Source organism: Nocardia niigatensis NBRC 100131, assembly GCF_000308655.1.
Classification (GTDB): Bacteria; Actinomycetota; Actinomycetes; order Mycobacteriales; family Mycobacteriaceae; genus Nocardia; species Nocardia niigatensis.
The window spans coordinates 1-18247 of sequence record NZ_BAGC01000105.1 but is presented as its reverse complement, the minus strand read 5'-3'; the positions used below and the strand labels follow the sequence as shown (position 1 = coordinate 18247).

Below are 18247 nucleotides of genomic sequence, written 5' to 3'. Positions count from 1 at the left end.
CCCATGCTAGACCCGCCCCTTTGTGACGCCACCCGCCACCGGCACCGACGCGGCGGGTGTCGGCCCCAGTGGACGTAACCCGGCGATGCCAAAATGTTCGGGAAGAAAACACTGCGCGCGGCGAATCTGGTCCTGATCGACAACCACCAGCGGTTGCCGTTGTCCGCGGTGTTGGGCGCCGGACCTTGCACAAGGCCAACCTGGCCCGCGCGTAATCGTTTGGCGGATCTGAGGACCGCGCCGAGCGTGGACAGGGCCGCCGACATCTTGCACGCGGTGAAAAGCCGTAGCGCGGTCGGCACAAACCTCCTGGGCATCGACCGGTGGGCCCAGGCGATGATCGTCGCGGCCGGCACATCGAACTCGCGCAGCTTCTCTGCACCAAGCAAGTCGGCAGGCAGAAACCTATGACTTCCGCCCCTAGGGCAGGGTCGGATCGTCCCTGGTTCTTCTTGGGTGGCGTCCTGTGTGCTGGACTGTATGACGCACAAGAAGATCTACGAAGACCACCGCACTCTCAGCCGCCCAGAACTGGCCGCCGAGTTCGAGCGCATCGCTACCGAGCTCCGGTCCGGGGCAACGCTGACCTACGGACAACCCGAATCCGCCGGGGCCATAACGATACCCGACCGGTTCGACACCGAAATCGAGATTCAGCACACCAAGAATGGTGCCGAACTGAAGTTCGAGATCGAGATCCGATTCCCGGTCGTGAATGCCGACCTCGACACCGTCGACGAAGCGAGCGCCGCACCGGAGTTGTGAGTTGTGATTTCGCCGGGTGTCGGTACCAGGGTCGCTTCACCTCTGCATGGACTTTCGCCACGGACTGCGCCGCCTCCACTTCGAACGCGCAGCGCAATCGACTCGCGGATTCGAGTGTCCGCAGGGCTACCGCTTTGCCTGCACTGCACCCATTCGCTGCGCAAGTGGATCTGCGAAATCCGGTGCGCCTGTTTGACGGACAGCTCGGTCTCTCAGAGGATTCGCGCTCCAGCCTGAGTGACTGTCCATAGGTTTCGGGGACGACCGGATCGCGCCGAACCACATCATGATCGCGACGCCTCGCGGACTCAACGCTACGACGCAGTCGCCAGACCGGCGGCGGAGTGCTTGCGACACGACCGGAATGCGTCAGCGTCGCCACGAGGACCTCTATGAAGATGTCCACGGTAGATCCGGATCCAACCGTCAGCCAGTAGCCAGCGTCGCTGGGCGCGAGCGTCAAGAGGGTTGAAGAACAGTGGGACACCACGGGGATCGACTGCGGCGGCGGCGATCTCGGCCTATCCTGGCCCCCGACCGCCATGACAGCGGCGGTAGTCGCTGATGAATCGAGCAACACTTGCGCCGACTACGTGTGCGGGCATCTGTGATACGTGGTCACCGTAGAATCGGATATGGTAGCGGCGCCCTGGGCACAGCGAGCCAGCGTTCCGGTCAGAGGTCACCCATCCGGCCGTTTGCAGCACTGCGACGCCCTGACGTCCTGCTGGCGAGAACGGCGGCGCGACCATCGATCGGGACTTCCACCATTCGGCAATTGGTTCGAACTGCCACGCCCGACGCCATGTTGGGCCCATGCCCTGGTCGATCCAGTGCATCGCAACAGCACCTCACGGAGTGCATGTCTCCGGAGTCTCGCGGCCGGCCATCGCGCGTATCGAACTGGGCACCAGCAGCGTGCAGACAGATCGTCTGTGGGATCTGGCCGAAGCCGTGTCCACTACGCCCTCGGCTCTGCTGGCCGATGCCGAACACCATCTGCCGCAGACGGTGTGCACCGACGGAAGCTGACGTCATCGCTGCACCGCTGCCGAACAAGGAGGCCGGTGCGGATGAGACGACCGCTGCGGCCGTTGCCGCTGCGCACTTCCATCGTTGACGGTGAGTCGCTCGACTCCTGGATCGATGCGCTGGCACGCCGAAACCAGACGGGCCCGCAAGATGTACTGCGAGCCTTAGGCTTTGACCAGCCCAACACTCAACTACTCAACTCGTCGACCACACCGCACTGCACCCCCCAGCCGTCGCGCCCCGGCCCGAAACGTCCGAAATCCCTTCCAGCGGGACAGTTTCCGGCCATCGCCAGTGCCGTCCGTCCGCTGGACCTACGCTGGATCCGACGCCGAAACCGACGACGACGGAGGCCAGCGGTGCGTGAATGGTGCCGACCTGCCAGGAGCAGAGACTGCCAGAACCTGGTCTGCCACAAGCACGGGTGCCAGAATGTCGTACAGGGCAGTCTAGACGACGGCCGATATGTGACGCTGAAGTACTCGGTGGACGGCGGCGACATTCTCGTCGCACTCGGTCACCACGACGATCTCCAGCCCACCGACGACCACGTCCATGCCTGGAATCAGCACGGCCCGCGTCCGGACCACCACGACACCCGCTGGTCGGCGCAGATCTTTCCCGGTGTCCCCGGAAAGAACGAACACAAGAACGCTCGCCGAGAACACACCATCGTCGAGCTGGGGCACCTGCGAGACCTGACGGCCCAGGCACGAGCGGTGCTCGCCTCGACACGGCAATCCGACCCCGGCTGGCCCACGGCAACCGGCACGATGAAAGAGCTTCAACAGCAATGGAATACCGCCTGGCGTGACCCGAAATACAAGTTCAGGCCCGATCATCCGCAATTCGACGAACGCCATCGCTTGGAGCGCGAGTTCCGGCAGTGCCAGGACGAGTTCTACGAGGCGCGACGGCGAGCGGCCGAGGAACGCAAAGCACTCGAAGCCCATACGCTGGCCCAGAAAACACGCATAGCCGACACCGCGCGATCGCTGGCCTCGTCCACCGACTGGAAAGACACCGCCCAGCGGTTCAAACAACTGGCTGCCGAGTGGAAACAGGCCGGCCGATGCCGGCGCGAGGACAACGATCGGCTGTGGGAGCAGTTCCGTCAAGCCCAGGAGCAGTTCTTCGACCGGCGCACCCGACATTTCGAGCAACTCGATCGTGAGGCCGAGCACGCCAGACGCGAGAAGCAGAACATCGTCGCCGAGGCATCGAGGTTGGCAAGCTCCACCGAGTGGAAGGCCGCCGGTGAGGCGCTCCGCAAACTGCAGGATCGGTGGAAAGCGTCGGGTCGCTGCAAGAAGGAGGATAATCATCGGCTCTGGGAAGAGTTCAACCGGGCCCGGGAGACCTTTCAGCGCAACCGCGACAAGCACTTCGACAAGCTCAAAGCAGAACAGGCCCAAGGGCTTCAGCAGCGCCAGGCGATCGTCCGTGAGGCCCGCTCCGCGGCCCAGGGCAGCGACCTGCGGGCGGCCGGGGAAACACTGCGCTCGCTCATGGAGCGCTGGAAGGCCGCACCGCATGCGCCGCGCGAGGAGGAAAATCGGCTGTGGCAGGACTTCCAGCGCGCGCAAGACCACCTGCGTCAGCGCCGAGACGACGAGCGCCGCGATCGCGAACGCAAGCAGGCACAAGCGAAAACGGCCAAGGAACGCATTATCAGTCGGGTCGAATTGCTATGCAGTACAAACGATTTCAAGTCCGCGCGCCAGGAACTGAAATCGCTGAGCGCGGAATGGAAGACAGCCGGCCGCGCCTCGCGCGACGACGAGGACCATCTATGGCAACGTTTCAACAGTGCACGCGACCGCTTCAACAACGCGGCCGACCAAGCCTGGGAACGCGCCAAGCGCGAACGCATCGAGCGCATGACCGAAGCGGTGCAGCGCCAGCGTAATGCGTTGGCCACCACCGAGGACCGTATCCGCGACACCGAATCGCGCCTGTCGGACCTGATGAGCCGCCCCGACCCGTCCTACACCAATCCCAGGCGGTGGGAGATCGTGGGCAAACGCAACGAGAGCATCAGCCGCCAGCGCAGCAAACTCACCGATCTGCAGATGCGTCGCCGCGACATCATCGACCGGCTCGTCGACATGGAATCGAAACTACGCAGCATGTACTGACCCCCGACCCGAGTCCGCGCCTCGTATCGGCGCAGCCGTTGATCTCGATGAGCTTTCCGCCGAGCTGGCGTGCGAACTCGTCGCCTCCTCCTCGTTGGGGCGCTTCCACGCGGCGTCGCCGCGCTGAATCTGCGCGACCGGGCAGATGTCGCACAGCTCGCGGATTCTGTAGTGGCCGTTGTAGTCGGCGACCTGGTGAGCGTAGGTCACCGCGCAAGAGGTTTTCCGGAACAACGGCGATCCGACACCGTATGCCTGCGCTGCGGTGAGGAGGATCCGCTGCCCGAGCGTCTCGGGCAGGATCTTGCGTCGCGGTCCTTCCTCGTAGGGTTCTGGCAGGCCGTGGACCTGGAAGTACTCCTAGATCTGGGCCTTGCAGAACGGGCCGGTGAATTCCGTCGCGTGGGCATGGTTGGTCAGTTCCAGTCCCATTGCAGGTGTTCGGCGCTGTTGTTGAGGCCCGGGACGATCGGGCGCCAGCAGTCGATGACTCGATACCGTTCGGCGTGCGCGAACGCGGTTCGCAGCGAGGCGGCGACGACGCTGGAGTCGACGGGCTCGATCTGTTGTTGGTCGATCCCGGAGTTCGTGACCCGCGTCGGGAGCCGAATGTTGGTGAAGCTGTTGAGGATTGCGCAGTCCGCGCATGCCGGCGGCGGACGTGTCCAGTTCTACGAACTGGCCTGGAGTTTCAACTCCCGACAGGGCGCCTCGCACTGCCTGGACTTCCTGCTCGTCTTCGGCACCCTCAGCCCCACAGAAGTCGCCGCGCACCCTCATGCCCATCCCAACGCCGCAAGCGAATTCACCCACGTCGCCGACAAGATGCGCACCGACTGGGCGACATTCGCCGCTAGCGGCGACCCCGGCTGGGCACCCAACAATCCACACACCCGCACCACCCGCGTCTACGGCACCACGGCGACCGACCGGCCATACCTGCAGGAGCCCTCACGCCCCATCTGGGCCACGCACCGTTTCGACGCCCTCGAGCTGCTGGCATGAAACACCGCCTGCGTCGCCAACAGCCGAAAAAGCCCCCGTTACCTTCTTCATGGTCCTGAACCAGGGCCACGGTCGCCAGGCCCGGTATGACTTCTTGCCCCTGTCTTTCGCATGATCCGGGGGGTGGTGTCGCCGGGTCCTGGTGGCATCGACGGACCGCTGATAGGGACAGGGCCGAACGTAGGTCTCTTCGTAACGTGGGTGCCGGGCGTCGATGCCGGATCGGCGGCCGTCCGGGTTCGATGCGACGAAGGAACGACGGTTGACACAGGCGTATGCCGTGTACTGCGGCGTTGACGTTGGTAAGGGCGAACATCACGCGGTCGGGCTCGATTCGGCCGGAAAACGATTGCACGACCGGGCGTTACCGAACGACGAGGCCAAGTTGCGCGCGGTCTTCGATCGACTCGCCAGCCACGGTCGGCTGTTGATCGTGGTCGACCAGCCCAACACCATCGGAGCTCTACCGGTCACTGTTGCCCGCGCCTGCGGCCACGACATCGCCTACCTACCCGGTCTGGCGATGCGTCGCATCGCCGACCTCTACCCCGGCCAGGCCAAGACCGACGCCCGCGACGCGTTCATCATCGCCGACGCCGCCCGCACCATGCCCCACGCGCTGCGTCGGGTCGATACCGGCGACGAAGCCCTGACCGAACTCGGTGTCCTGGTCGGATACGACGACGACCTCGCCGGTGAAGCGACCCGCACCAGCAATCGCATCCGCGGCCTGCTCACCGGCATCCATCCCGCCCTCGAACGAGTCCTCGGACCACGAGTCACCCACCCAGCGGTCCTCGAGATCCTGTCCCGCTGCGGCGGCCCCGCCGGAATCCGCACCGCCGGGCGACGGAAACTGACCGCTATCGCGGTCAAACACGCACCCCGCATAGGTGCCCGCCTGGTCGAGGAGATCCTGGCCGCACTGCCCGCCCAGACGGTCACAGTCCCGGGCAGCAAGGCCGCCGAAGTCGTCCTGCCGAAACTGGCCGACCAACTCAAATCCGTTCTCCAGCAGAGGAAATCGATCGCAGACGACATCGAGAGGATGCTCGATGCGCACCCTCTTTCCAAGGTCCTGACCTCGATGCCCGGCGTCGGAGTCAGGACCGGAGCCCGCATCCTGCTCGAAGTCGGCGACGGTTAGGGCTTCGCCTCCTCCGGCCATCTGGCCGCCTACGCCGGCATCGCCCCTGTCACCCACCGATCCGGCTCCTCGATCCGCGGCGAGCACCCCGCCCGGTCCGGCAACCACAAACTCAAACGCGCCTTGTTCCTGTCCGCGTTCGCCGCGCTACACGACCCCGCTTCCCGCTGCTACTACGACCGCAAGAGAACCGAGGGCAAGAAACACAACGCCGCCCTCATCTGCCTGGCCCGCCGCCGCTGCGACGTCCTCTACGCCATGCTCAAAACCAAACAGCCCTACCGAAATACGCTGGTTCCAGCATCGCCGTGATGCCACGATGACCTGACCAAGTCCATGATGACGATCTGCGCCGAGAGGACAGCATGACCGCGGATCTGCGCATTCGTTTCGCTGTCGACGACGAAGCACTCTCACAGCTACACACCGACGCTTTCGGCGGTGACCACATGCTGACCCCCTGGAAGGCGCGTCTGGAACGGCACAGCAGGTCATGGGTCGGAGCGTTCGTCGGTGATCGGCTCGTCGGGTTCGTGCACGCAGTCTGGGACGGGGGAAGACATGCCTTCCTCCTCGACACCGCGGTCGCCCCGGACCTGCGCCATCAGCGCATCGGCGCCAGCCTGGTCGAAGCCCTGATCAGCGACCTACGCGAACTCGGTGTCGAATGGCTCCACGTCGACTACGAACCACACCTGGACAACTTCTATCGCGACGCCTGCGGATTCCGAACCACCAACGCCGGTCTCCTACGACTGAACTGACATCGAGACCGCTGCGCCGAACACCCCCGACGACTCGCCCAACCACGAGCGATCGACTTGACCAAATCCATAGGGACACCCCCCCAGATCTCACGGAGTTGGTCTTCCGCAGGGCCGCGCTGGCCGATCCGAACAGCGCGGTATGCGGCATTTCAGGGCGTTGTCGCGAGCAATGCGATCGCTGTGGCTCCGGGCTAGCATTCGGCCGTGTTGGGTAACGAGTGGGACGAGACAGTCCTGATTGCCGATGGCTTCGAGCGTGTGTACGTCGAATCGGGGCGCTATGACTGGCCGCGTGAAGGGCTCGCCGACATCGATGGGCGGCCACACTATTTCGAGGGCTGGGCCTTCGATCGCGTCGAGGGCGGGTATCTCTTCAACGTCTGGCCTGCGAGTGAGCAAGCGGTGGCCTGGGAGCTGGAATGGTGGGCGATCTTCGCTCGCTGGGATCAGCGTTACGTGGCCGGCGAGGTCGGAACCGACAGTCATCCAGGCCACGGCGGCATCGATGCCCGCTATGACGAATTGGCTGCTCTGCTGGCCACACATCGTCAGGTTCCAGCGAACGCTCGAAAACTGGTGGCCGAGATGCGATTCGACAAAGGCGATCGGTATCGAGTCGAGGGCACCGACATGTGGTTCGGATGGCATCGAGTAGAAGAGTCAGCGCCGGTCGATGACTAGCGCAGATGCCCACCCAGCGCCTAACTCGCGCCACGCTGGCCGGTTCGGTCAGCGCGCCATGCGGCACATGAGTGCGTCCGGTGGAGGCGCTATCAGGCGGGCCGCGCCTCCAGGTAGTCCGGTGCACCCGCGCCGCGCAACAGCAGCCGCACGGACGATGGCGCCCAACGAAAGGTCGGGTCGGATCCGAGTATCGGCTCTACCAATGTGACGGTTCGCCCGTTCCACTCGAGCTCAAACCTGCCCGCCATCAACACGTTGCGGACCCAGTCCGACTCTCGGCCATGGCTCAAGGCGATGCGATACCGGTCGTGATGGATGAACACTGCCACCGGGCTTCGGTATTCGCGTCCGGAAATGCGCCCGTGATGCACCAGCACTGCCCAGGCAGGGACCAACTGCATCATCCGGAATGCCAGACGGTTGATGACCCGGCGCTCGAGTCGGGCCAAGTTGCGTGAAAAGGGCACGGTCTCCATGCTGCCTGCCGCGCTCGCGGCGGACCCTAGGTGGCAGTCGGTTGGCCGTATGGATCGAGGTGGTTTGGCAAATCAGTACGGTCATAGGGCGGTGCCGCGGCTGGCTGTACCGAGCGATCAGCGGCAGTAGCGGATGTCTCTGGGCCGCCGTCGATCTCGCCGCCGGCGGTACCACGCTGGCCGGTTCGGTCAGCGCGGTTTGCGGCAGTTCCGGACGTTTCAGTCGGCGGTCGTCGCCGCCAAACAGTACGCTTGTCCCGTAACGGACGCAGGGCGGGGAACCATGATTCGTCACGTCCAGATTGCTTGCCCACCCCGGCGCCGAAGATCGCATGCGGGCGCTCTTTACCGGTGTACTGGGCTGGAAGGAACCGCCCAAGCCCGCGTTGCTCGCAGTCTGGGGCGGCTGCTGGTTCGCGGTCCTAGCGAACGCGGACACGCACCCAATCGATCACGGGTCCATCGACATCGACAGAACGGGACAAGGCATGTGGGGTCCAGTTGAACGGAAGCTGGCGCTAGCAGGGCTGGTCCCCGAGGCATGGTGCTATCGAGCGGACCAGTTCTGTCGGTGCGGGTTGGCATGATCGCGGTGAGGCCGCGGTCCCGTCCCCCTGGGGGGCAGCGGTCGAGGGCGGCTCTGGTTTGTGGTTCCGGGGCCGTCCGTATTGGTGAAGAGAAATTGGTTCGCGGAATTCTTGAGGGGCAGTGAAATAAGGGCCCATGAGGTCCTGACCGTTCCTGCGTGCGGAAGGTGCTGTCCGAGCCGGTGCGCTTGAAGGCTGCGACCCAACTCGGTCACAACACGATCCCGCACGGCGGCCAAATGTCTTTGCTGAATCCAACCGCGACCTGCCGGGGAGTCCAGTTGGGAGGAGGGCTGTTTGGCGCTAATCCGTCGAATCGTGGCAGTACAACCCGTAGCGGCTCTGGTGCGCTGGTGACTGAATTAACGCATGACGGTTGATCATGACGGTGGAAGCTCCGGCAACACACCCTTCAAGCGGCGCGCGGTGCTGGGCGGCGCCATCGGGGCGGCAGGCGCCGCCGCACTCGGATGGGGTGGCTACGAACTGCTGAACAAGCCCGAGAACAGCACGGCTGCACAAGCGAGCGAGCCGCCGCCGCTGTCTGGTTCCACCGATGGGCGCAAGCTCGAGATCGCCATCCTTGTCGCTCCCGGCTACTGGCCGGTGGACATCGTCAGTGCGTATACGGCATTCGGCATGATGCCGGGCGTGAATACACATCTCGTTTGGAAAAACACAGACGAGGTGGTGATAGGCGTACCGACCTTTCCGACACGACCGACCACCAGCTATGAAGATTGTCCTCGCGACTTGGATGTTCTCTACGCAGGAGCAACCAGCAGCACCAATTTCGAAGATACTCGGACTCTCGAATTCTTGGCCGACCGCGGTGCCCGAGCCCGTTGGATCGCAGGTTCGTGTACCGGTCCCCTGCTGTTGGGGGCGGCAGGTCTGTTCAAGGGCTACCGGGCCACTGCGAACTTCCAAGCTGTGCACCTGCTGCCCTATGTAGGTGCGATCCATTCTCCCGGCAACGTGGTCGAGGATCGCAATCGCATCACCGCAGGTCCTGCAACCGGAGGTTTCGAGATTGCGGTGCGGCTGATTCAAATCCTATACGGCGATGAAGCGGCACGCGAGGCTATCCTGCAAGCTGAATACGCGCCTACTCCCCTTTTCAATGTTGGTACCCCGGAGCTGGCTGGACCGGAACTGACCGCCCGAACGAAAGCGCGCACAGCCCCGATGATCGGCTCATTGCAGGAGGTCATGAAACGCGTCGCAACCAGGCTACAAGTGTCCTGAGATCTTAGGAACACAATCCCGTTGCCGATCCCGCACCCGCAGATCGTTTACTTCGAATTCGATATCGGCAACTAGACACCGATCCCGGATCTGGCGCGTTTTGCCTGATTGGCCCATTCGAAATTCGCTCACATGCTCGATATTTTTTCAATGGACACATAGGTCTGGATTGGCGTTCCGTTGACAATCGGTGCGGATCCAGCACAGGCCCGCAGGCCGTGTGCATCGGCGAAGCCTGGGAGCGGTCGTCGTCGACCTCGGAGAGCGTAGCGACCAATGCCGAATCGGCGGCGGCTCCGAGTCGCTGGTTCAGCTGAAGGTGCGCCGGTAGGTCTGCGGGCTGACGCCGGTGGTGCGTTTGAAGCGGTCACGGAAGGTGGTGGATGAGCCGAAGCCGACTTGGCTGCTGATGCGTTCTACGGAGTGCTCTGTGGTTTCGAGGAGGTGCTGTGCTTGGCGGATGCGGGCTCGATGGAGCCATTGGAGTGGGGTGGTCCCGGTTTGGTCGCGGAAGCGCCGGATCAGGGTTCGGGTGCTGGTCCCGGCTTGCTTGGCGATGTCGGCGAGGGTGAGGTCGCGGGCCAGGTTTTCCTGTAGCCAGGTGAGCAGCGCCTCGAGCTCGCAGCCCTGCGGTGTGGGGGTGTGGTCGTGGACGATGAACTGTGCTTGTCCGCCCTCGCGTTCGAGAGGCATCACCGACAGGCGGGCGGCGTGGGCGGCGACGGCCGAGCCGTAGTCACGGCGAATCATGTGCAGGCACAGGTCCATACCCGCGGCGGCGCCGGCCGAGGTGAGGAACTGACCGTTGTCGACGTAGAGGACGTCCGGGTCGACGTCGATGTCGGGGTGGGTGGCGGCCAGAAGCCCGGCCGCACGCCAGTGGGTCGTGGCGCGTAGCCCGGCGAGGAGTCCGGTGGCAGCCAGGGGGAAGGTGCCCGCGCAGATGGAGGCGATCCGGGTGCCGTCGGCTGCGGCCGACTGCAGCGCCTCGCATACGGCGGGCGGGAGCGTGGCAGTGGGATCGGTGACGCCCGGCACGATGATCGTGTCCGCGTCCTGGAGGCCCTCCAGGCCCCAGGGGGCGCGAAGGGTGAAGGCTCCTGCGTCGATCTCTCCGTGCTCGGCGCAGACCCGGACCTGGTAGCCGGGTCGCCCATCGGGTAAGCGGGTCCGTGAGAAGACCTCGATCGGGGTGGACAGGTCGAACGGGATCACCTGATCTAGCGCGAGAACGGCAACGGTGTGCATGGCGAGAACCTACCTCCCCATCGGACTGAGTGAACCCCGGCCAATGCCTCGGAACCTCCATATCAGCGCAGCTCCAACCTACTGGGGAGGTGTTGGCATTATTCCGTTGAAACCTGTCACTAGTGCCACTGGGCGATCATCGCGGCAGCCTGTTGACTTCGGAGCGTCCGATAGAAATCGACCCCGAGGAAATCATCCATGCACATCCAAATTGTCCTGTTCGATGGCTTCGACCCACTAGACGTCATCGCCCCCTACGAGGTGCTGTACGCCGGCGGCTCGGCATCCGACGGCGCGGTAACTGTCGAGCTGGTCACCGCGGAGGGCCCTCGTGAGGTGGTCAGCGGCACCGGAGGACTGACGCTGCGCGCCGCCGGCGCCATTGATCTGGAGCGCGCGAACATGCTCATGGTGCCCGGCGCCTCCGGCCGCGTGGGCGAACCCGGCGAGATCCCGGAGGAAGAAGTGGGCCCCAGGGAGTGGAAGCAGGACGAGTTCATCCCGGTGCTGCTGGGCCGGACGCTGACCACCGAGCTGCCCGCGCTACTCGAGCAGGCGATGAAGGACCCGGACATCACGGTCGCCACCGTCTGTGGCGGCTCGCTGGTCCTGGCTTTGGCGGGCCTGCTGGAGGGGCGTCACGCCACCACCCACCACATGGGCCTGGACATGCTGGACGCCACCGGCGCCCACGCGGTCCATGCCCGCATCGTGGACGACGGCGACCTGATCACCGGCGCGGGTGTCACCTCCGGGCTCGATCTGGGCCTGTACCTGCTCGAGCGCGAGCTGGGCCCCCGCATCGCGCACGCCGTCGAGGAACTCTTCGCCCACGAGCGGCGTGGCACCGTCTGGCGCACCCAGGGTCTGACGCCCACCACCTTCTGAGCAGTCTTCCCTTTGTCAGGCGCCCCCCATCCCCATTTGCACAGTCAGGAATTACTTCAGCATGTCCGTCGTAGGCACCTGGAACATGTCCATCTCCACCCCCATCGGCAAGATCAAGGCCGTGGTCGAACTCCGTGAGCAGGACGGCATTTTGACCGGCGTCGCCCACGGAGCCGGCGAGGACGTACCACTCACTGATATCTGCCTCAACGGAGGCCGGCTGACGTGGAAGCAGGCCATCACCAAGCCCATGCGGCTGAACCTGGCATTCGACGTGACCGTCGACGGTGACACCCTCCGGGGGACTTCCAAGGCCGGCCGTCTGCCGTCCTCGAAGGTCATCGGCGAGCGCCAGACCGCCCCGGAGCATCAGGCATGACCAAGTTCCTTCTGTCCGTGCACGTCCTGGCCGCCATCATCGCCGTCGGTCCGGTCACTGTCGCCGCGAGCATGTTCCCCGCGACGCTGCGCCGCGCCCTTGGCGAGCCCCGTGACAGCGACGCCCGCACTACCCTGCGGACGCTGCACCGCATCTGCCGGGTCTACGCGGGCATCGGCATCGCGGTTCCCGTCTTCGGCTTCGCCACGGCCAGCAGTCTCGGCGTCCTCGGCGACACCTGGCTGATCATCGCGATCCTGCTGACCGCCACAGCCGCCGGCGTACTGGCACTGCTGCTCCTGCCCGCCCAGGACCGCGCCCTGGCCGAGACGACAGGTTCCGCCTCGCCGTTGCCAATCTCCTTGACGCCGGGTCGCCTCGCCATGCTCACCGGCATTTTCAACCTGCTCTGGGCCACTGTCACCGTACTGATGATCATCCGTCCCGGCTCCACCACGGGAGCATGAGCATGCACCTCCAGCCTCCGCGCCACCTGCGCATCGCGGCTCACGCTGAGCTGATCTCGCTGATCGTGATGCTGGCCAACGTGTTCACCGTCCACCTCGCGCCCATCTCATCCTTGCTGGGCCCCACCCACGGCTGCGCCTACCTGTTCGTCGTGATCACCACCTGGCGCCTCGCGCAGGCTCCGGCCGCCGCCAAGGTCCTGGCCCTCGTTCCGGGCGCCGGCGGACTGCTCGCGCTACGACAACTCGACCATGGCGCTGCGACGCGTCAGACGGAAGACGTCATCCCCTCATGAAGCTTGTGTCATCGCTGAACGTCGGCACCGAGCCTCTGATCAAGCCGGCAGTGTTGTGGGCAGGCGTTGTAGGTTGCGTCCAATAGCGTGGTGTAGCAGCAGCGATCGGCTGTTGAGTCTGTCGTAATCCCCGGACAGCAGGGTGGCCACCGCGTGATCCTTCAGAAGACCTACCAAGTCGCTCCGAAGGAAGAAGACCACGCGATGACCAATCTCCAGCCTATCGACCCTGCCAAGCCCTTCGCCGAACAATTGGCGATGGCCAGCCAGCCCGGACCTGCTGCGCGCCATGGTGTCGAGTTTCGTGCAGACCCTGATGAGCGCCGAGGCCGACGCCGCCTGCGGCGCCGGCTACGGCGAACGCAGCGACGAGCGCGTCAACCACCGCAACGGCTACCGCCACCGCGACTTCGACGCCCGCATCGGCACGATCGACGTGGCGATCCCGAAACTACGGTCCGGCAGCTATTTCCCGGATTGGCTGCTCGAACGCCGCAAACGCGCCGAACGGGCCCTGACCTCGGTGGTCGCCACCTGCTATCTGCTCGGCGTCTCGACAAGACGGATGGAGAAACTCGTCGAATCCTTGGGCATCACAAGCCTTTCCAAGTCGCAGGTATCGATGATGGCCCGCGATCTCGACGCTCAGGTCGAGGCGTTCCGCACCCGCCCACTCGACCAAGGCCCATATACGTTCGTCGCCGCGGACGCGCTGGTGCTGAAGGTCCGCGAGAACGGGCGCGTTGTGAACGCGATCTCGGCAGGTTGGTAGAAGTCATCGGGATCGAGGCCCTCGGTATCAGCGGGGGACAAGTCGTGGAAGTCGTGGCCGACACACAGGAAGGTGCCGCCTGGAGCAACAGCGGAAAGCAGGCCGCGAAGTACGGCATGGTGGCTGACGCCGGAGCGGGAAATACTGTGCAGACACCAGATCGAATGAATCTTCCGGCGGCGGCGTGCTGGTCAAATCGGCTCGCACCCATGCGATCCGGCCTGAGATGTCCGTCGCCGACACTGCGGCTCGCTGCAGCGCGGTCAACGCGACATCGACCGCAGTGACCTGCCAGCCGCGCCGGGCCAGCCACAGCGCGTCGGCGCCTTCACCACATCCCACATCAAGCGCTTGCCCTACCGGCAATCCGGAGGCCTGGACGAGAAGTACCGTATTGGGTTCGCCACTGAAAAGCTTGTCGCGGCTGCGATATCGGACATCCCAGAATTCGGCGTCCACTCGTCGTTCTTCTTGTAGCTGGTCGCTCTGTGTAGTCGATTGCTCTGCCACGACGGGTGTCGCTACCGATGACGAACCGACAAAGATCTTTGCCGGATCTGCAAACTGCTGGGGCACAGTTGGAGCACGGACGACGAGTTCGATAGCCCTTGATCATGCGAGGGTCCGCCGCCGCAGCCGGGATCACTCTGACCGCATCGCCGAAGCGGACCGGAATTGCGATCAGCAGTCTCGTCTCAGCTGTCGCAGTGCTGGACATCCAACCCGTGCACCCGGGCCCCCAGGACACGCCGCGACACCTCGGCCTCCATCGACCCGCTGAACACATCGACGCCCGCCCCGCGGGACTCGGCAGCACTGCGGGCATCAACCATCAGCAGATCCATGTTGACCGCTGCGGCAGCCGCTACCCCAGCTGCCGCAGCCTGCGGAACACCCGCCAGTACGTCACTGACGTTCCCCGCGGCCCACACACCCGCGACCCCAGTGAACCCGGTGCGATCCACCACCACCTGCTCGCCGACACCCATCGGGTGTTCTCCCCGACGCCTCGATCCCAGCAGTCACCGCCGGTGCGGCGGTATGGATGACGGTCCGTGTGGTCGGGTTCGACCGGAGGTGCTGGCGGTGTGGCCGCACGGTCACCTGTATCTCGGGCCTGTGCCCGTATACCCGCAGAATGGACTATCACCCGAAGCAACGCCTGGTGGAAACTGCCCAGCACCCCGATCGCCCGGTCGCGGACAGGTTCGCGCTGATCCACGACGCAAACCTACGGTACCGTAGGTTTGCCTGTGGCGGCCAACCCATTTGCCGCCAGCGGACACTCCAGGCTCGGATTCGAGTGCGAATCGTGTCGATGCGAGCCGGCCAGTACCCGCCCGGAATGTGGAACCCGCCTGCTATGCCTTTGTGCCCTTTCGGCTGGCTGAAAGCAGGGTGAGGGCTGCGGCGCGGGCCTCTTCGCTGACGGGTCTACACACGGGTCTCCACCGCCGTTGGGTGCTCTGTTCGTCTGTCGAAGGTTGATGCGCGGCGATGATGGTCGCCCCCTCGACGAGCATGAGTAGTTGACCGGCCAGTCGCGCCGGGTCGGAGGCTCCTGCGCGGGTCGCGATGTCGGCGAGTAGGTCGCGATATCGGGCGAGGTGCTGTGCGGTAATGGACAATACGGATTCGTCGTGGTGCTGGGCGGCGGCGTTCACCATCGCGCAGCCACGGAAGGCCGGTTCGGCATACCACCGACCGAGGGCATCGAACACGGCGGTCAACTGCTCGGCTGGATCGTCGCCCGCAGATTCGACCGCTTCGGTCAGCCAGGCGACCACCTCGTCGCTGCGTGCTTGCAGTACGGCGTGCACGAGCCCGTCTTTGGTGCCGAAATGCCGGTACAGTGTCTCTTTCGAAATTCCCAGCCGCGCACACAGTTCCGCCACCCCGAGGCCATCGAGTCCCCGCTCGTACAGCAGTGGACCGGCCGCTTCGATGATTGTGGCGCGCGTGCGAGCAGGGTCGATCGTCGAGCCTTTGGCAACGGGCATGACCAGATAGTACCGATGAGTTCGATGGCGTGCTAGCGTACGAGGTAGTACCGATCGGTTCTATCTGGAGGATGCCATGTCGGAGGTCGCCCATATGGCCGGACGCCTGGACTGCGCGAATCAACCCGCGGCCCGCGCCGGCTCGCAGGGGTGGCTCGGATGGTCGTAGTGACCGAGCAGCTCCGGCCGGCATGGCAGGCGGCTCGCCTCGCGCTCGGCACCGCATCGGCGCTCGGGTTCGCGCGTTTCGCCTACGGTTTGCTCCTGCCGGCCATGCGAGACGACTTGGGGTGGAGCCTGTCGGCGGCGGGCATGCTCGCCACCGCCAACGGGCTCGGCTACCTCTTCGGCGCCTTGGTGACCACGGCGATCGCTGCTCGATTGGGCACTGCGACCACCTTCCGGGGCGCCATGGCGCTGACCGCCGTCGCGCTGACCGCCTCAGCCGCTTGCGCCGACTATCTGTTGCTGCTCGCCACCAGGGCAGTGGCGGGCGCGGCAGGCGCGGCCGTATTCATCAGTGGCGGAGTGATCGCGTCGCGTCTCGCCGCGCGAAGCTCATCCGGTTTGCCCATCACCGTGTACTTCGCCGGCGCCGGGCTGGGCATCATCGCGAGTGGTGCGACCCTGCCTGCGCTGCAGGACAACTGGCGAGTGGCGTGGATCGCGCTGGGGATTGCGGCGGGACTCGCGACGGTGGTGAGCTGGTCCTCTGCCGACGGCAGCGGCAACGCACCGGTTCCGGGCTATGCCGGTCGGGCACGACTGCGGCCGTTGCGCCCAACGCTGCTCGCGTACCTGCTGTTCGCGGCAGGTTACATCACCTACATCACCTTTCTGTCCGCCTATCTCGCTGATCATGACACCTCGATCGCCCAGGTCATCACCGTATGGCTGACATTGGGGCTTGCCGTTGTCGCGGCTCCGCTGGTGTGGAGACGGCCGATTTCCCGCTGGCCGACCAACAGAACGCTCGCGGCGGTGTTGTCAGTTCTCGGTGGCGGCGCGGCGCTGGCACTTGTGGCGCCGACCCCGGCGGCGATCATCGGCTCCGCCGCCATCTATGGCGCGACGTTCATGACGGTTCCCGCAGTGGTCACCACCCTCGTCAAGAACACCATTCCACAGTCCGACTGGACCGCCACGCTCGCGGCCTGCACCACCGTGTTCGCAATCGGGCAGACCGCAGGTCCGTGGCTGGCCGGCTTCGTCGCCGATCACACCGGCACTGTCGCGACGTTGGCATGGGCAGCGATTCTCTGCGCTGCCGCTGCAGTGATCGCCGCGACCCAACCCATCGCCACACCCACCCATCCCGACAAGGAGATCCGCCATGACAACGTTCGTTCTGATCCCCGGAATGTGCCACGGTGGCTGGTGCTTCGACCAGCTCACCGACCAACTCCACCGGCACGGTCATCGGGTAATACCGTTGACGCTGACCGGAATCGCTGAACGCCGCCATCTACGACACACCCTCGTGAACCTCGACACCCACATCCAGGACGTCACCGCCGTGCTGGAAGCCGAGAACATCCGCAACGCGGTACTCGTCGGCCACAGCTACGGCGGCATGGTCATCACCGGCGCCGCCGGCCGTGCACCCGACCGGGTCAGCTCGCTGGTCTACGTGGACGCCATGGTTCCCGGACATGGCGACTCCTGCTTCGACCTCGTCTCCGACCGAGAAAGGCAGTGGTATCTCGACGTCGATGACACCGGCGCCGCGGTCCTCCCCCTACCGTTCTTCGACCCGCGAACCACGCCCCACCCGCTGGCCGCGCTCCTCCAGCCGCTGAAGCTGGCCACCGACCTCGCCCATATCCGGCGCAGAACCTACGTCTACGCCGCCGGCTGGGAAACCCCCTCACCGTTCACCCCGGTCTACGAACGCCTGTGCCGAGACGCCGACTGGTCCACCCACGCCCTGGACGGGGGACACAACCTGATGCGCGACGCCCCCGACGACCTGCTGAGGATCCTGCTCGACCTCACCACCACCGAACTCGAACGGCCGGAACCCAGCACGGAACCCGCACCGAACTGACGAAAGCCCCCGAACCGACGACCTGCCGCGCTTGCCCCGTCGATCGGCGCGAGCCGATCGTGCCCGGCCACATCCCGCTCAACCCGGCAGACCTGGACGGCACCGGCGCGGTCATGCGTCGCCGGCACCGACGGAAAACGGCATCAGTACTGGTAGCGGCGCAGTCTGCTCGCCGGGTTGTACTCGCGGGACCCGGACTGCATTGAACGTTCCCGGTCAGTAGTCCCTACCGTTTTGCTCCGGGAGTACCGGGCCAGTCGTAGGGTCCTGGTTCCCAGGGGTGTCGGGTGTGGCTTTCAGT

Annotated in this window: 19 protein-coding genes and 2 pseudogenes; 16 read left to right on the top strand and 5 right to left on the bottom strand. The window is 65.0% G+C overall.

Annotation, left to right across the window (positions count from 1 at the left end; genetic code table 11):
- Positions 1–93: 93 nt before the first annotated feature.
- The 8 genes and pseudogenes from ON33_RS40170 to ON33_RS31555 all read left to right on the top strand — a co-directional run bounded on the left by ON33_RS40170 (position 94) and on the right by ON33_RS31555 (position 7535).
- Positions 94–411 carry a hypothetical protein gene (locus tag ON33_RS40170; protein WP_083869442.1) on the top strand — a complete coding sequence of 106 codons (318 nt, stop codon included), beginning with the start codon at positions 94–96 and terminating at the stop codon, positions 409–411.
- 69 nt (positions 412–480) lie between these two features.
- Entirely contained in the window at positions 481–765 is a 285-nt protein-coding gene (locus ON33_RS31585) for an amphi-Trp domain-containing protein (protein WP_157184816.1), read from the top strand.
- Between the two features lie 858 nt (positions 766–1623).
- Complete coding sequence (locus tag ON33_RS41825) at positions 1624–1797, top strand: helix-turn-helix domain-containing protein (protein WP_157184815.1); 174 nt, start codon at positions 1624–1626, stop codon at positions 1795–1797.
- Between the two features lie 467 nt (positions 1798–2264).
- The gene (locus ON33_RS31575) at positions 2265–3935 is read left to right on the top strand and encodes a DUF349 domain-containing protein (RefSeq protein WP_040862804.1); all 1671 of its coding nucleotides are present in this window, start codon (positions 2265–2267) and stop codon (positions 3933–3935) included.
- Positions 3936–4106: 171 nt separating this feature from the next.
- On the top strand, positions 4107–4940 hold the full coding sequence (locus ON33_RS41820; protein ID WP_157184814.1) for a hypothetical protein: 834 nt from the start codon (positions 4107–4109) through the stop codon (positions 4938–4940).
- 262 nt (positions 4941–5202) lie between these two features.
- A pseudogene (locus tag ON33_RS31565) lies at positions 5203–6399 on the top strand (IS110 family RNA-guided transposase).
- A gap of 53 nt (positions 6400–6452) precedes the next feature.
- Complete coding sequence (locus tag ON33_RS31560) at positions 6453–6851, top strand: GNAT family N-acetyltransferase (protein WP_040862802.1); 399 nt, start codon at positions 6453–6455, stop codon at positions 6849–6851.
- Positions 6852–7058: 207 nt separating this feature from the next.
- Positions 7059–7535, top strand: a complete 477-nt coding sequence (locus ON33_RS31555) for a hypothetical protein (protein WP_218001540.1) — start codon at positions 7059–7061, stop codon at positions 7533–7535.
- A 92-nt stretch (positions 7536–7627) separates the two neighbouring features.
- Here the strand turns inward: ON33_RS31555 and ON33_RS31550 are convergent, their stop codons facing one another.
- Positions 7628–8014 (bottom strand): nitroreductase/quinone reductase family protein, encoded by a 387-nt coding sequence (locus tag ON33_RS31550; protein WP_040862801.1) that lies wholly within the window; start codon positions 8012–8014, stop codon positions 7628–7630.
- A 956-nt stretch (positions 8015–8970) separates the two neighbouring features.
- Here ON33_RS31550 and ON33_RS40160 point away from each other — a divergent pair.
- A complete protein-coding gene (locus ON33_RS40160; RefSeq protein WP_083869440.1) occupies positions 8971–9849 on the top strand; it encodes a DJ-1/PfpI family protein in 879 nt (292 codons plus the stop codon).
- Positions 9850–10158: 309 nt separating this feature from the next.
- Here ON33_RS40160 and ON33_RS31545 read toward each other — a convergent pair whose 3' ends face one another.
- A complete protein-coding gene (locus tag ON33_RS31545; RefSeq protein WP_040862800.1) occupies positions 10159–11097 on the bottom strand; it encodes a GlxA family transcriptional regulator in 939 nt (312 codons plus the stop codon).
- A 198-nt stretch (positions 11098–11295) separates the two neighbouring features.
- On the opposite strand from ON33_RS31545, the gene ON33_RS31540 reads away from it, so the two are divergent.
- From ON33_RS31540 to ON33_RS31515, 5 genes and pseudogenes are all read left to right on the top strand, one after another.
- A complete protein-coding gene (locus ON33_RS31540) occupies positions 11296–11985 on the top strand; it encodes a DJ-1/PfpI family protein (protein WP_040862799.1) in 690 nt (229 codons plus the stop codon).
- A gap of 61 nt (positions 11986–12046) precedes the next feature.
- Entirely contained in the window at positions 12047–12364 is a 318-nt protein-coding gene (locus ON33_RS31535; protein ID WP_040862798.1) for a hypothetical protein, read from the top strand.
- Complete coding sequence (locus ON33_RS31530; RefSeq protein ID WP_040862797.1) at positions 12361–12831, top strand: membrane protein; 471 nt, start codon at positions 12361–12363, stop codon at positions 12829–12831. The genes ON33_RS31535 and ON33_RS31530 overlap by 4 nt, the downstream gene beginning before the upstream one ends.
- Entirely contained in the window at positions 12828–13127 is a 300-nt protein-coding gene (locus tag ON33_RS31525; protein ID WP_040862796.1) for a hypothetical protein, read from the top strand. Before ON33_RS31530 ends, ON33_RS31525 begins: the two co-directional genes overlap by 4 nt.
- A 258-nt stretch (positions 13128–13385) precedes the next feature.
- A pseudogene (locus ON33_RS31515) lies at positions 13386–13875 on the top strand (transposase); the annotation flags it as partial.
- Between the two features lie 51 nt (positions 13876–13926).
- Here the strand turns inward: ON33_RS31515 and ON33_RS40155 are convergent.
- The 3 genes from ON33_RS40155 to ON33_RS31505 all read right to left on the bottom strand — a co-directional run bounded on the left by ON33_RS40155 (position 13927) and on the right by ON33_RS31505 (position 15899).
- The gene (locus ON33_RS40155; RefSeq protein ID WP_245550897.1) at positions 13927–14358 is read right to left on the bottom strand and encodes a class I SAM-dependent methyltransferase; all 432 of its coding nucleotides are present in this window, start codon (positions 14356–14358) and stop codon (positions 13927–13929) included.
- Positions 14359–14594: 236 nt separating this feature from the next.
- Positions 14595–14888, bottom strand: a complete 294-nt coding sequence (locus tag ON33_RS31510) for a hypothetical protein (RefSeq protein WP_040862794.1) — start codon at positions 14886–14888, stop codon at positions 14595–14597.
- A gap of 372 nt (positions 14889–15260) precedes the next feature.
- A complete protein-coding gene (locus tag ON33_RS31505) occupies positions 15261–15899 on the bottom strand; it encodes a TetR/AcrR family transcriptional regulator (protein ID WP_040862793.1) in 639 nt (212 codons plus the stop codon).
- Between the two features lie 168 nt (positions 15900–16067).
- On the opposite strand from ON33_RS31505, the gene ON33_RS43670 reads away from it, so the two are divergent.
- Positions 16068–17354 carry a YbfB/YjiJ family MFS transporter gene (locus tag ON33_RS43670; protein ID WP_245550888.1) on the top strand — a complete coding sequence of 429 codons (1287 nt, stop codon included), beginning with the start codon at positions 16068–16070 and terminating at the stop codon, positions 17352–17354.
- A complete protein-coding gene (locus tag ON33_RS31495; RefSeq protein ID WP_245550909.1) occupies positions 17260–17946 on the top strand; it encodes an alpha/beta fold hydrolase in 687 nt (228 codons plus the stop codon). The genes ON33_RS43670 and ON33_RS31495 overlap by 95 nt, the downstream gene beginning before the upstream one ends.
- The last annotated feature ends 301 nt before the right edge of the window (positions 17947–18247 follow it).

What these genes read in the sequence shown, in the direction of transcription:
- ON33_RS40170 (WP_083869442.1), top strand. Translation starts at nt 94, where the DNA reads ATGTTCGGGAAGAAAACACTGCGCGCGGCGAATCTGGTCCTGATCGAC.
- ON33_RS31585 (WP_157184816.1), top strand. Translation starts at nt 481, where the DNA reads ATGACGCACAAGAAGATCTACGAAGACCACCGCACTCTCAGCCGCCCA.
- ON33_RS31560 (WP_040862802.1), top strand. Translation starts at nt 6,453, where the DNA reads ATGACCGCGGATCTGCGCATTCGTTTCGCTGTCGACGACGAAGCACTC.
- ON33_RS31550 (WP_040862801.1), bottom strand. Translation starts at nt 8,014, where the DNA reads ATGGAGACCGTGCCCTTTTCACGCAACTTGGCCCGACTCGAGCGCCGG.
- ON33_RS40160 (WP_083869440.1), top strand. Translation starts at nt 8,971, where the DNA reads ATGACGGTTGATCATGACGGTGGAAGCTCCGGCAACACACCCTTCAAG.
- ON33_RS31545 (WP_040862800.1), bottom strand. Translation starts at nt 11,097, where the DNA reads ATGCACACCGTTGCCGTTCTCGCGCTAGATCAGGTGATCCCGTTCGAC.
- ON33_RS31540 (WP_040862799.1), top strand. Translation starts at nt 11,296, where the DNA reads ATGCACATCCAAATTGTCCTGTTCGATGGCTTCGACCCACTAGACGTC.
- ON33_RS31535 (WP_040862798.1), top strand. Translation starts at nt 12,047, where the DNA reads ATGTCCGTCGTAGGCACCTGGAACATGTCCATCTCCACCCCCATCGGC.
- ON33_RS31530 (WP_040862797.1), top strand. Translation starts at nt 12,361, where the DNA reads ATGACCAAGTTCCTTCTGTCCGTGCACGTCCTGGCCGCCATCATCGCC.
- ON33_RS31525 (WP_040862796.1), top strand. Translation starts at nt 12,828, where the DNA reads ATGAGCATGCACCTCCAGCCTCCGCGCCACCTGCGCATCGCGGCTCAC.
- ON33_RS31510 (WP_040862794.1), bottom strand. Translation starts at nt 14,888, where the DNA reads ATGGGTGTCGGCGAGCAGGTGGTGGTGGATCGCACCGGGTTCACTGGG.
- ON33_RS31505 (WP_040862793.1), bottom strand. Translation starts at nt 15,899, where the DNA reads ATGCCCGTTGCCAAAGGCTCGACGATCGACCCTGCTCGCACGCGCGCC.
- ON33_RS31495 (WP_245550909.1), top strand. Translation starts at nt 17,260, where the DNA reads ATGTGCCACGGTGGCTGGTGCTTCGACCAGCTCACCGACCAACTCCAC.